A 12632-nucleotide genomic window follows, 5' to 3' on the forward strand; every position below is an offset into this window, starting at 1 on the left:
TCTGGAGTTCCCATGACCCGCCTCCTCGCTTCCCTCCTGGCCTCCGGATTGGTCCTGCTCCTCGGCTGCGGCGGGGGAGGGGGAGGAGGTGGCTCCACGCCTTCCACGACGGATGCTATGGCCCTGGACAAGGACACCAACGCCACGCCTCCGGCGGATCCCGCCTACTTCAAGGTGCCCAGCAATGCCCTGGGCGCCCTCGTCAGTGGCGGCAACGTCACCTTCAACTACTGGAACCCCAATGCCGGCACCGTGAGCCTGTGCCTGTACGCCACCTGGAATGATGCCCTCACCTCCCCAGCCGCCACGGTGGCGATGACCCGCGGCACCGGCGGAGTCTGGTCCACGGGCACCATCCCGCTTCCGGCCCAGGCCTTCTACGTCTACAAGGTGGGCAGTGGCTACGTGCTGGACCCCTACGCCAAGTCCATGGCCCAGTGGGTGCACGCCAACGGAACCATCATCCCGGGCGACAGCATCGGCAAGGGAGCCATCGTCAGCCCGGCGGCGTCCCTGCCGGACGGGGGAGGCTGGACCAACTACGGCGCCAGCGCCACGCCCTACTTCAACGGCTCGGGGATGAAGGGGCCCGATGGCACCACCGCCGCGCCCTACGCCTACACCTCCAACCGGGACGCCATCGTCTACGAGGCGGGCATCCGCGACCTGACGGTTGATCCGGCCCTCACGGGATTCAGCGCCGGACGCCCCTGGGGCACCTACAAGGGCCTCGTGGCCATGCTGCCCCACATCCAGAAACTGGGCGTCACCCATGTGCAGTTGCTCTGCCCCCTGGCCAACTACAACTACGACCAGACCAAAATCGGCCAGCGGGAGATGGACATCACCAAGACCTCCGGCGCCAACTACAACTGGGGCTACGATCCCCAGAACTACTTCACGCCCTCGGGAATGTATTCCGCCAATCCCCTGGACCCCGCCGCCCGCATCAACGAGCTGAAGACCCTCATCAACGAGATCCACAAACAGGGCATGGGCGTTGTCCTCGACGTGGTCTACAACCACACCGCCAACAACAACGTCCTGGGCGATGCGGGCATCCAGGGCTACTTCTACCGCAGCACCTCCCGGAACGGCGCCGGCAGCCAAGACGTGCGCTCCGACGCCAAGATGGTGCGCAAGCTGATCCTGGACTCCGTCGTCCACTGGGTGGGCGAGTACAAGGTGGATGGGTTCCGCTTCGACCTCATGGGCGTCATGGATACCCAGACCGTCAAGTCGGCCTACCACGCCGCCAAGGCCCTCAACCCCAACGTGCTCTTCCTGGGCGAGGGCTGGAACGGCTTCTACAGTGGCGTGGCCACGGACTACAACGGTGATGCCACCACCGGCGCCGACCAGGTGAACTCGGCCCAGTTCAACGGCCTGAACGTGGCCATGTTCTCCGACAGCTACCGCCAGATCTTCAAGAACGGCTACCCCAGCGATGGCGCCCAGGCCTTCCTGTCCGGCCTGGCCCAGAGTCCCGCGAACCTGTTCTCCAACGTGGCCGGCGTGCCCACCAACGGCTTCGCACCCGGCTCCACGGACAACGTGGTGGGCTACCTCACCTGCCACGACAACCTCTGCCTCTACGATGTGCTGGCCATGGCCACAAACGTGACCAAGGACGCCGCCGGCGACGCGGAGATCCTGAAGCGGGCCAAGGTGGGCTACGCCGTGATGCTCACGTCCCAGGGCCTGGCCTTCCTCCATGCCGGGGACGAGATGTTCCGCACCAAGGAGACCACGGGCGGCTTCGCCAACACCAAGTCCAGTACCGGCTCCCACCGCTCCTTCGTGGACAACTCCTACAACGCCTCGGATGCCATCAACCAGGTGAAGTGGTCCACGGTCTACGCCGGCGATCCGATCACTGCGGGCTTCACGAACTACGACGGCAGCCAGAACGGCTACAAGCTCTACAGCTACGTGCAGGGCCTCGCGGCCATCCGGAAGAGCACCAACGCCTTCCGCCTGCCCGATGCGGTCCGCGCCGTTAACCTCACCCGCATCGACCCGGTGGGCCTCGGTGCCAGCACCCTGGCCTTCGGCTACAAGTGCGTGGCCACGGATGCGACCGCCTACTATGTGTTCCATAACGCGGGAAGCACGCCCCAGTCATTCACCACCACGGGCGAGAACCTCAGCACTGCTGTCCTGCTGGCAGACGGTACCCAGGCGGGCCTGACGCCCATCCTGAGCTCGGCCGTCATTGTCATCACCACAGGCGGGAGCAGCACGGTGACGCTCCCCGCCCTCACCTCGGCCATCATCCGGAAATAGGCCCAGCCGGTTCCTGACTCCAGGAAACCTTCCTCGGGTTTCCTGGAAGCCTCACTCCCCTGCCTCGGCAGCCCGTTCCCGCCAGGAAAGGAAGGCCGGAATCAACAACAGGGCGACACGAAGGCAGACATGGACGGCTGCGAACTTCAGCATCGCTCCGAGGCCCGATACCGGCGGAAAGCCTTTTCCAGGCTCACGAGGGGCAGCACCAGGAGGCTCACCCCCAGAGCCTTGAGCCACTCACCCGCATCCAGGGCTGTGGTGTGGAAGAGCTTCTGGAGCGGAGGAACGTGCACCAGCGCCACCTGGAGAAGCACAAGGACCAGGATGCCGCCGTACACCAGCGGATTGGTGAACAGTCCCATCTTCCAGAAACCATCCTTGAGGCTGCGGCAGTTGAGCAGATAGAAGGCCTGCATCAAGGCCAGGGTGGTGACCGCCAGGGTCTGGGCCTTGCGCAGGGCGAGCTCCGGATCCAGCCCCTTGGACTGGTTCACTTCCCAGAGGAAGAGTGCCAAGGTGCCCAGTGCAAAAAAGGAGCCGACCAGGATGGTCCGGGCCAGAACGAACCGGCCCAGGAGCGGCTTCCCTGGCCGCCTCGGCGGACGCTCCATGAGAGACGGCTCCGGGGCCTCGAAGGCGATCGGAAGGGACAGGGTCACCGTCACGACGAGGTTGATCCAGAGGATCTGCACCGGGAGGATCGGGAGCAAAGGGACGCCATCCTGGAACGGGAAAAAGAGGACCGCCGCCAGGAGGACCATGGCCTGTCCGAGGTTGGTGGGCAGGGCGAAGGCCAGGGCCTTGACCAGGTTGTCGTAAACCCGGCGGCCTTCCGCCACCGCCGACCGGATGGAGGCGAAGTCGTCGTCTAGCAGCACCATGTCCGCCGCCTCCCGACTCACGGCCGTGCCGGTGATCCCCATGGCCACGCCGATGTCGGCGCGCTTCAGGGCCGGGGCGTCATTCACGCCATCCCCGGTCATGGCCACCACCTCCCCCTGGGCCTGCAGGGCCTGCACAAGCCTCAGCTTGTGCTCCGGGCTGACCCGGGCGAAGACATGGGCCTCCCGGGCGATCCGCGCGAAGCCTTCGGCGTCGAGGGCATCCAGCTCCCGACCCGTGACGGCCCCCCGCGGGCTGTTAAGGCCGAGTTCCCGACCGATGGCCTCGGCAGTGCCGGGATGATCCCCGGTGATCATCTTCACGGTGATTCCCGCGCGCCTACAGTCTGCGATGGCCTGGATGGATTCGGGCCGGGGCGGATCGATCATGCCCTGGAGCCCCAGGAAGGTGAGGCCCTGCACATCGTCATGGGAAACCCGCTCGCCCGGGAAGGGTCGCTCCGCCAGGGCCAGCACCCGCATGCCTTGGCCGGCCAGCCGCGCGGCCTCCGCCTCAACCGCCGGGACGTCCAGGGGCACGCCCTGTGCATCCCGGACGCAACGCGATAGCAGCACCTCTGGGGCCCCTTTGGCGAGCAGAACGCGGCCGCGGTCCAGGTCATGGAGCGTCGCCATGTACTTGTGCTCGCTCTCGAAGGGAATCACGTCCAGACGGGGATGGTCCTTCCGCAGCTCCTGGGTCCTCAGTCCGGCGCGCTCGGCCGCTACCACCAGGGCCCCTTCCGTGGGATCTCCGTGCAGTACGATCCTGCCCTCTTCCTCCGTGAAAGTGGCGTCACTGCAAAGGCCCCCTGCCTGCAGTAGCCGCTCCAGGTCGGGCGGAGCGGCTTCCAGGGCTCGCCCGTCCATCAGGAGCCGCCCCGCAGGGGCATAGCCCACCCCCTCCACCCGGACCTCGGCGCCCCCAGTCCAGAGGACTCGCACGCTCATCTCGTTGCGAGTGAGGGTGCCGGTCTTGTCCGAGCAGATGACCGTGGTGGAGCCGAGGGTTTCCACTGCCGGGAGGCTGCGGATCACTGAGCGGCGCTGGGCCATGCGGCGCACACCGATGGCGAGGGCGATGCTGATGACTGCGGGCAGGCCCTCCGGGATGGCCGCCACCACGAGGCTCAAGGCTGCGAGCGCGCCGTCCGCCGCCCCCCAGCCCCGGACCAAGCCCACCAGGAAGACCAGGAGTGCCACCCCAAGGACGGCCCAGGTGAGCTGCTTCCCCAGGCGGCCCATGTCGCGCATGAGTGGCGTCTCCACCTGAGTCGTGTCCCGCATGAGCTCAGAAATGTGACCCAGCTCCGTCCGGGTGCCGGTACCCACCACCAGGCCCGTGGCGGTGCCGAAGGTGACGAGCGTTCCGCTGAAGGCCATGGAGGCGCGATCCCCCAGGGCGGCCCCGGCTGGGACTTCCGGCACGGCCTTGGAGACGGGCAGGCTCTCCCCCGTGAGGGCGGATTCCACCACCTGGAGATCCCGGACCTCGATCAAACGCAGATCCGCGGGCACCCGGTCCCCGCTCTGGAGGAACACCAGATCGCCCCGCACCAACTCTGAAGCAGGGAGGCCCCGGCGTTGCCCATCCCGCAGCACCATGGCCTGCTCCGGGACCATGTCCGCGAGGGAGGCGATGGCCCTTCCAGCTTTGAATTCCTGGACAAAGCCGATGAGGGCATTGAGCACCACCACGGCCAGGACCACCCCGGCATCCGTGGGCTTCCCCATGAGCAGGGCCAGGACAGCGCTTCCCAGCAGGACCAGGATGAGGGGATTGGCCACCTGACGGCCGAGCAGCACCAGGATGGATTCCCCCGAGGTCCGGGGCAGGAGGTTGGGACCGTCCTCTCCCAGCCGCTGCTGGGCCTCGGGAGTGTTCAGGCCCTCGATCCGCCCCTGGGCAGAGCGAAGGGATTCCTCCCGGGAAAGGGCATGCCAGTGAAGCTGAAGGTCCCCACTCATGCAGACCTTTCCGAATAGCGGTTGAAGACCAGGAGGGCCATGGTCACCACGGCGATGGCGGCACCGAGCGCGAGGGTTTCGAAGGGCTTCTCCCATTGCACCAGGTGCTCGACGAAAACGATGGCCATGACCAGCACCAGGATGCTGGAAATGCGGGCCTTGATGTCATGCAGGGTATGGACGTCCAGCCACTTGGGCAGGTTCAGCTCGCCGATGAAGAGGTCGTAGAGCCCCACGGCGAAAATGTACAGGCCCGTGGCGATCAGGAACTTGTCCATGAGCTCGATCAGGCGCACTGCCAGCAGGGGCTGGTTACCACCGCTGCTGGCGAGGCTCCAGAGGAGCAACCCAGTCTTCCACGTTCCCCAAAGGAAGGCCCCCGCGGAGGCCACGAGACTGGAGACCACCCCAAGCAGGACAAGGTAGCGAGAGGATTCCAGGGTGCGCTTTAACATGTTTGAAACATTCCCTTCTCCGCGCGCGAGGCTGGAACCAACCTGGCGTTTTTGGCGTAGTTGAAGCCAAGTGTAGGCTCCCCATCACCGGAGAAGGCGGCCCAGGGCGCCAAAAATGCCTCCAGGTTCCTTCTGGGCGACCTGCTCCAGTTCCCCGGCGTCCAGGAAGATCCCCTGGCAGGCCGGGCACTGATCAATGCGCACCCCCCGGTATTCGATCTCCTGAAGCGTCGACCCGCACTTCGGACAGCGCATCCAGTGGGCCTCCTTCTGGCGCTGGCGCTCGCCCTCTTCCTGCCGGGCCGCCGTTTCCCGGGCGACGCTCCGGCGGCGCTCCAACTCCTGCTGGAACATGTATTCCTCTTCCTTGCTGCTGGGCTTGAAAGTCATGAAGTTCTCCTGTGACCAAGAAGGTGAATGGAGGCCTGCGGCTCAGGCCGCGAGGCCGGGGCGGCGCGAGTGATCCCGCAGCCGGGCCACCCGGACCTCCAGCGGTGGGTGGGTGCTGAACCAGCGGAGGAGACCGCCGCCGGCGAAGGGGCTGGCGATCATGAGGCTGGCGGTGGCGGGCTGGGCGGTGGGGCCGGGTTCCACCACCTCCTGGAGGCGGCCCAGCCGTTCCAGGGCCAGGGCCAGGCCCTCGGGATCGCCCGTCATCCGCGCGGCACCGGCGTCCGCCATGAACTCCCGGGAGCGGGAGATGGCGAACTGGATGAGCGAAGCCCCGATGGGCGCCAGGAGGGCGAAGATGAGGCCGCCGAAGGGGCTGCCGCCCCCCTCTTCGTCGCTCTGGGAGCCGCCGCCCAGCAGGGCGCCCCACTGGAGCACGTTCGCGAGGAGGCTCACGGCGCCGGCCAGGCCCGCGGCCACCGTGGCCACCAGGATGTCCCGGTTCTGGATGTGGGCAAGCTCGTGGGCGATGACACCGCGAAGCTCCCGGCGGGGCATGGTCCGGAGCAGGCCCTCGGTGAAGGCCACGACGCCATGCTCGGGGTTGCGGCCCGTGGCAAAGGCGTTCGGGGCGTCATCCCGGACCACGTAGATCTTCGGCTTGGGGATGCCCGCCCTCGCCGCCAACTCCGCCACGTCGGCATGGAGGGTCGGGGCCTCTTCCTCGGGAAGCGCTTCCGCGCCCTGCATGCGCAAGACGAGCCGGTCGCTCCAGAAATAGGCCCCCAGGTTCAGGGCGAAGGCGGCGATGGTGCAGCCGATGAGCCAGCCCTTGCCCAGGTTTGCCCCGAGAGCGATCAGCAGGCTGGTGACCAGGCCGAGCAGCAGAAAAGTCTTGAAGCGGTTCATGGGGTCCTCCTAGATCTTGGCCTGTTCGAGCATCCGGGCCACGCGCCGGCCGGCCTTCACCGCCGCCTGGTCCACCGCGAAGTAGAGATCCGCATCCCGCGCCTCCACGGATTCGGGGCCGAGGCCCTTCACGGTGAAGCCAACCCGGCAGACCTTGTCGGAGCCGCCCCTGGGACCGTTCAGATCGCTGAACCGGACAACGATGCGCTCGAGCTGCGCAGAGAAGCGGGACAGGGAGAAGGCGATGCGGCGCTCGATGTGGGCCGCCAGCGCCTCCGTGGGGGGGATTCCGATGCCTCGGATCTGGATGTTCATGGGACCTCCGAACCCAGAGTCTCGGGCTCGGGAACAAATAGATCCAATAGATAAAAAACCTGAAAACATAGTTTAATTAGATGAATAGGAGGGTGCCGTGGAGTGGCTGAACTACCACCATCTGTTCTATTTCTGGACCACGGCCCGGGAAGGCAGCGTCACACGCGCGGCAGAGCGCCTCCGACTGGCCCAGCCCACCCTCAGCGCCCAGATCCGCAGCCTGGAAACAGCCCTGGGCGTACGCCTGTTCGAAAAGCAGGGGCGGGGCCTGGGGATGACCGAGGCCGGGCGCACGGCCTTCCGCTACGCCGACAGCATCTTCGGGCTCGGGCGGGAGCTGCAGGAGTCGCTGGCGGGATCGAGGGGGGGCAGCCGGCCGGTGCTGGCGGTGGGCATCTCGGACGCCCTGCCCAAGCTCATGGTCCGGAACCTCCTGGAACCCGCCCTCCACCTGCCCGAGGCCATCCGCCTGGTCTGCCGCGAGGACCGGACGGACCGCCTGCTGGCGGAGCTCACCCTCCACGACCTGGACCTAGTGCTCTCGGACCTGCCCCTGCCCCCGAACAGTGCGGTCAAGGCCTTCAGCCACCTGCTGGGCGAATGCGGCGTGGAGATCTTCTCCACCGCAGCCCTGCGGAAAGAGCACCCCGGTGCCTTCCCCCGCTGCCTGGAGGGCGCGCCCTTCCTGCTTCCGCCGGAGGGTGCCGCCCTGCGCCGGGGACTGGACCAGTGGTTCGAGCTGGAGGGGCTCCATCCCCGGATCATCGGGGAGTTCGATGACAGCGCCCTGCTCAAGAGCTTCGGCCAGAAGGGGCTGGGCTTCTTCGCCGCGCCGGCAAACCTGAGGGCGGAGGTCGAGCGCCAGTATCAGGTGAAGCACCTGGGCACCGCCGAGCGGGTAAGGGAACGGGTCTATGCCCTCACCCTGGATCGCCGCCTCCGGCACCCCGCCGTGGTGGCCATTTCCGAATCTGCGAAAAGCCGGGTCTTCGGATGAAGGGGCGCTGGCCGGCGTGCCCCCAATCCCGGCCAGGGTCCGGTAGTTTCACTTCAAGGCGGTGAAGGTCACCGCCACCTTCCGCCGGCCCGGGAACCCGGGCAGCGGAAGGCTGGTGCGCGTGGTGGCGCTGCCTTCAAAGACATAGGGCCGCAGAAGGGCCTTGGCACTCGGCGGCGCGAAGTAGAGGATGGCTGCCTGGCGGTGCAGGGCCTGGGCCGTGAGGTAGCCCACCAGGGCGTGCTCGGCGGAGTGGTAGCCGCTCTTCCACTGGTGGATCTTGGGGCCCTGCCAGGGCTCGAAGCCGGGGGCGCCCCCGGTGCCGCCCCAGACCTCGTGGTGCACCGGGTCCACCATGCGCTTGAACCAGAACTCCGCCGTGCGGGGCAGGGGCGCGGTCTGGGCCGGGTCCGTCAGCGCCAGGGTGGCCGCCAGCTGGTCCAGCTCCGCGTAGATCCACCACTCCTTGCCGGTGCCAACGCTGCCGTCCGGGCGGAGCCGCGAGCCCCAGGTGCCCGAATCCGGCAGGTAGGCCTGCTTCAGCACGGCCTTGGCGCCAGTGGTGGCCAGGTCGATGAGCGGTTGCTCGCTCGTGAGCCGCCCGATGCGCTCCAGCATCCAGTACGCCTTGGCCGTGTGGCCGAAGTCCGTGTGCCGAGAGCCCAGCTGCTTCTGGGCCGGATCGTGGAGGCTGCCCCAGAACAGGTGGCGGTCTGCATCGTGATAGTCGCGCACCATCACCTGGGCTAGGCGCTTCAGATCCGCCGCCCACTCCCGGCGGTCCGCCGGCGGCAGGATGGGCGTGAGCAGCAGCAGGTAGGCATTGACCTGGTCCAGCTGGGCCACCAGTTCCTGGCGCAGGTGCTCACCGTCCGGGGATTCCTTCTTCACCCAGCGCAGGGCCTGCCACTCGGGATTCCAGTACTGGCTGAAGATGTGCCGCTTGAGCTTCCTGATGTCGCGCAGGGTGGCCTCGTCCCGGGTCAGGTAGTAGTACATGGCAAGGCCCAGCTGGGCGTAGGCGAGGTCCTGCGTGGTGCGGGCCAGCATCTCGGGCTTGGGCACGCCCTGCTCCCAGTAGGACACGGCACTGCCGGTCTGCGGATCGAGCGCCCGCCTGCGGATGAAGGTGGCCCCATCCCGGGCCAGCTCCAGCATCTTCGGATCGCCGGTCAGGTGATAGGCCACGCCATAGAAGTAGGTCTGGCGGGACTTCATGCGCACGTACTCGCGGCTGAACTGCTCCTTGATCCAGCCTAGCGCCTCCGCCAACTCCGCGGGCGGCTTGGCCCAGTCCACGGCCTGGCCATCGTTGCCACGGAAGGTGGGAAAGTCGCCCCGGGGCGTGCCCCAGGCGGCCGGGACATTCCAGAAGGGCAGCAGGTCCTCCCTGAAGTGCCTCAGCCAGCGCTCCCCCGTGGGCAGGTCGGCCGGAATCGTGGCCGTCGGGGCGGGAGTCGGCTGGGCAGGCAGGGCCAGCCCGCTCAGGGAAAGCGTGGTCCACAGAACGAAGGACGTGAAGCGCATGGGCACCTCGGACGAGATCGGTCCTCAGGATACTGGCGTCACGTCGCTTGCGCTGGACGCAGAAACGCGGAGGGGCCAGGGTTGGCCGCCTCCGCGTTTCGGTTGGATCGGGCCGGGCCCGGCCTACTTCGAGATGACGCGCACCATCTCCAGCACCTTGCTGGAGTAGCCCCACTCGTTGTCGTACCAGCTGACCACCTTCACGAAGGTGCCGTCGAGGGCCATGCCGGCCTCGGCGTCGAAGACCGAGGTGCAGCTCTCGCCGCGGAAGTCGGTGCTCACCACCTTCTGATCCGTGTAGCCGAGCACGCCCTTCATGGGGCCTTCCGAGGCGGCCTTCATGGCGGCGCAGATGGCCTCGTACGTGGTGGCCGTGTTCAGCTCGACCGTGAGATCCACCACGGAGACGTCGGAGGTGGGCACCCGGAAGGCCATGCCCGTGAGCTTCTTGTTCAGCTCGGGGATGACCTTGCCCACGGCCTTGGCCGCGCCGGTGCTGCTGGGGATGATGTTCTCCAGGATGCCGCGGCCGCCGCGCCAGTCCTTGTTGCTGGGGCCGTCCACGGTCTTCTGGGTGGCGGTGGCGGCGTGCACGGTGGTCATGAGGCCGCGCTTGATGCCGAAGGCGTCGTTCAGCACCTTGGCCACGGGGGCCAGGCAGTTGGTGGTGCAGGAGGCGTTGCTGATGATGGTCTGGCCGGCGTAGCTCTTGTCGTTCACGCCGAAGACGAACATGGGGGTGTCGTCCTTGCTGGGGGCGCTCTGGATCACCTTCTTGGCGCCGGCAGTGATGTGCTTCTGGCAGGTCTCTTGGGTGAGGAAGAGCCCCGTGCACTCGATGACCACGTCCACGCCGATCTCGTCCCACTTCAGCTCGGCGGGATCCTTCACGGCCGTGAGGCGGATCTTCTTGCCGTTCACGATGAGGGTGTTGCCGTCCACGGCGATGGTGCCCTTGAAGCGGCCGTGCACGGAGTCGAACTGGAGCATGTAGGCCAGGTACTCAGGTTCCAGCAGGTCGTTGATGCCCACGACCTCGATGTCCTGGAAGTTCTGCACCGCGGCGCGGAACACCATGCGTCCGATGCGGCCGAAGCCATTGATGCCTACTTTGATGGCCATGGGTCTGCTCCTGGGAAAGATGGGCCGCTCGGGACCAGAAGACCGAGGCCCGGCGCGCCAACCTTCATGATGACCTGCCCGCCGCCAGGCACCAAGGGGCTCTTGGGGCGGGGTGCGTCAGCCGGGTAGCCACCTAGACCGGCAGGTTGCCCGGGGCATAGGGAACGGCGCCATTCCCGGGCTCGGGCACGACCGGCCCGGCCGCGCTGCGCGCCGCCACCGAGGGATCCACCGCCACGGTGCCTGGGAAGCCCCGGGGTCCGAGGATCACGCCGGGCAGGGTCCAGGGCAGGTGCGCCCAGGGCTGGTGGGACACCCCGGCCGGATCGGGCTGCAGGGCCCCCGCCGCGCCCGGGGTGAAGCGCACGCCCACGGTCTCCAGCTGGGCCAGCATCCAGGCCAGGGCCACGTCCGACAGGCCGCTCTCGCGGTTTGTGGCTGGGTAGCCGCCGCCCACGTCCCCGTGGGCCCCCGGGAACAGCACCTGCACGATGCGCCCCGCGGGCTCCCAGAGGGTGGGCACGAAGTCGCTTCGGCGCTCGTCCAGGGCCACCGCGTGGAAGCCCTGCTGCACCTTGGCGCTCAGCTTGGTGTCCGCGAACTTGAAGGCATCCACCCGCTCTCCGCCGGCGGCGTAGTCCGGGAAGCCCATGGCGCCCACAGTATCGAACACGCCCACCGCGGTGATGGCGTCCACCGGGATGAAGTCCTCGTCCTTCAACGAGCCCTGGGACAGGAAGGCCGGCAGGTCCGCCACGATCTCGCCCAGGCTGGCCAGGCTGAAGGGATTCTTGAGTGAAGCCCGACGGTAGCGGTACCAGGCCTGGGCGCCGCAGCGGTAGGCGTAGGACTTGTCGCTGGTGATGGGCGTGTTCAGCAGGCCCTGGCCGGCGATGAGCCCCGCCAGGGCCCGGGCCGTGTAGGCGCCGCGGCTGAAGCCCACGATGACGATGCTGTCGCCGGGCTGGTAGTTGCGCGAGATGAAGGTGTAGCCCCGGACGATGCGGGAGATGATGCCCGAGCCGAAGGCACCGCCCATGAGCTTGATGATGGGGTTGCGGGAGTCGCCCACCCCGTGGAGGTACTTGGCCACCTGGGTGGTGAGCCCTCCTTCGGCCAACTCCTTCTCCTGCTCGTCCGCCAGCAACAGGGATTGCGCGGTCAGCGCCCCGTCCAGGGCCGTGAACAGCTTGTAGACGTTGGTGGGATCCGCAGTCTGATCCTGGTTCTGGTCCTCGTTTGGGTTGTTCCAGGTGCCGTCCGCGCAAAACACGATGGTCTTCGCCATGCCCGCCTCCCGTTGGATTCTGGTCATTGATTCCAGAAAGAAGCTTAATCAGATCCGGGGCGGATTGGGAAAGAACCGAGGCCGACCGGACCTCAGGCCCGGAACAGGGGCCGGTAGCTCTCGCGGTGGTGGTAGGCCAGGAAGCCGTTGGCAAGCACCAGGAAGACCGCCAGGGGCAGCCCCTCGGGCGCCAGGAAGGCATGGATCAGCAGGATGTTCACGATGATGGGGGCCAGCAGCACCGTGGCCAGGGGCACGAAGCGGCCCGTCACCAGGGCCAGCCCGCAGGCCAGCTCGAGGCCCTTCACCGTGGGCAGCAGGTAGCGCGCCGCCTCCAGCCCGGCACTGAAGGTCTTCATGGCCCCCGTGGGCTCCGGCGGCGTGATGAGCTTGAAGAAGTAGGTCACCGAGGCGAAGAGGAACAGCAGCCCCATGAGGGTGCGCACGATGATAGCGGCGATCTTCACGGCGGCGGCTCCCCGGGCCAAGGC

11 protein-coding genes are annotated in these 12632 nt (G+C 67.4%); 2 read left to right on the plus strand and 9 right to left on the minus strand.

Features of this window, described 5'->3' with window-relative positions; all coding sequences use genetic code 11:
• Window positions 1-12 precede the first annotated feature (12 nt).
• Window positions 13-2286, plus strand: a complete 2274-nt coding sequence (locus WAS25_RS11135; RefSeq protein ID WP_422312045.1) for an alpha-amylase family glycosyl hydrolase — start codon at window positions 13-15, stop codon at window positions 2284-2286.
• A gap of 146 nt (window positions 2287-2432) precedes the next feature.
• Here the strand turns inward: WAS25_RS11135 and WAS25_RS11140 are convergent, their stop codons facing one another.
• The 5 genes from WAS25_RS11140 to WAS25_RS11160 form a co-directional block, all read right to left on the minus strand.
• A complete protein-coding gene (locus tag WAS25_RS11140; protein WP_422312047.1) occupies window positions 2433-5138 on the minus strand; it encodes a cation-translocating P-type ATPase in 2706 nt (901 codons plus the stop codon).
• Window positions 5135-5593 carry a YqhA family protein gene (locus WAS25_RS11145; RefSeq protein WP_422312049.1) on the minus strand — a complete coding sequence of 153 codons (459 nt, stop codon included), beginning with the start codon at window positions 5591-5593 and terminating at the stop codon, window positions 5135-5137. Before WAS25_RS11145 ends, WAS25_RS11140 begins: the two co-directional genes overlap by 4 nt.
• Before the next feature lie 84 nt (window positions 5594-5677).
• Window positions 5678-5983: a zf-TFIIB domain-containing protein gene (locus WAS25_RS11150; protein WP_422312051.1), complete on the minus strand. Its 306-nt coding sequence runs from the start codon at window positions 5981-5983 to the stop codon at window positions 5678-5680.
• A 42-nt stretch (window positions 5984-6025) separates the two neighbouring features.
• Entirely contained in the window at window positions 6026-6892 is an 867-nt protein-coding gene (locus tag WAS25_RS11155; RefSeq protein ID WP_422312053.1) for a zinc metalloprotease HtpX, read from the minus strand.
• A gap of 9 nt (window positions 6893-6901) precedes the next feature.
• Window positions 6902-7207, minus strand: a complete 306-nt coding sequence (locus tag WAS25_RS11160; protein WP_422312055.1) for an HPF/RaiA family ribosome-associated protein — start codon at window positions 7205-7207, stop codon at window positions 6902-6904.
• A 97-nt stretch (window positions 7208-7304) separates the two neighbouring features.
• Between WAS25_RS11160 and nhaR the strand changes: the two genes are divergently transcribed.
• Complete coding sequence (nhaR, locus tag WAS25_RS11165) at window positions 7305-8204, plus strand: transcriptional activator NhaR (RefSeq protein ID WP_422312057.1); 900 nt, start codon at window positions 7305-7307, stop codon at window positions 8202-8204.
• A 48-nt stretch (window positions 8205-8252) separates the two neighbouring features.
• Here the strand turns inward: nhaR and WAS25_RS11170 are convergent, their stop codons facing one another.
• The 4 genes from WAS25_RS11170 to WAS25_RS11185 form a co-directional block, all read right to left on the minus strand.
• The gene (locus WAS25_RS11170) at window positions 8253-9731 is read right to left on the minus strand and encodes a hypothetical protein (protein ID WP_422312059.1); all 1479 of its coding nucleotides are present in this window, start codon (window positions 9729-9731) and stop codon (window positions 8253-8255) included.
• 123 nt (window positions 9732-9854) lie between these two features.
• Entirely contained in the window at window positions 9855-10853 is a 999-nt protein-coding gene (gap, locus tag WAS25_RS11175; protein ID WP_422312061.1) for a type I glyceraldehyde-3-phosphate dehydrogenase, read from the minus strand.
• Between the two features lie 133 nt (window positions 10854-10986).
• Entirely contained in the window at window positions 10987-12141 is a 1155-nt protein-coding gene (locus tag WAS25_RS11180) for a DUF2235 domain-containing protein (protein ID WP_422312063.1), read from the minus strand.
• A 92-nt stretch (window positions 12142-12233) separates the two neighbouring features.
• A complete protein-coding gene (locus WAS25_RS11185) occupies window positions 12234-12608 on the minus strand; it encodes a DoxX family membrane protein (RefSeq protein ID WP_422312065.1) in 375 nt (124 codons plus the stop codon).
• Window positions 12609-12632: the final 24 nt, after the last annotated feature.

It is taken from the genome of Geothrix sp. (genome assembly GCF_049292215.1).
Taxonomy (GTDB): Bacteria; Acidobacteriota; Holophagae; order Holophagales; family Holophagaceae; genus Geothrix.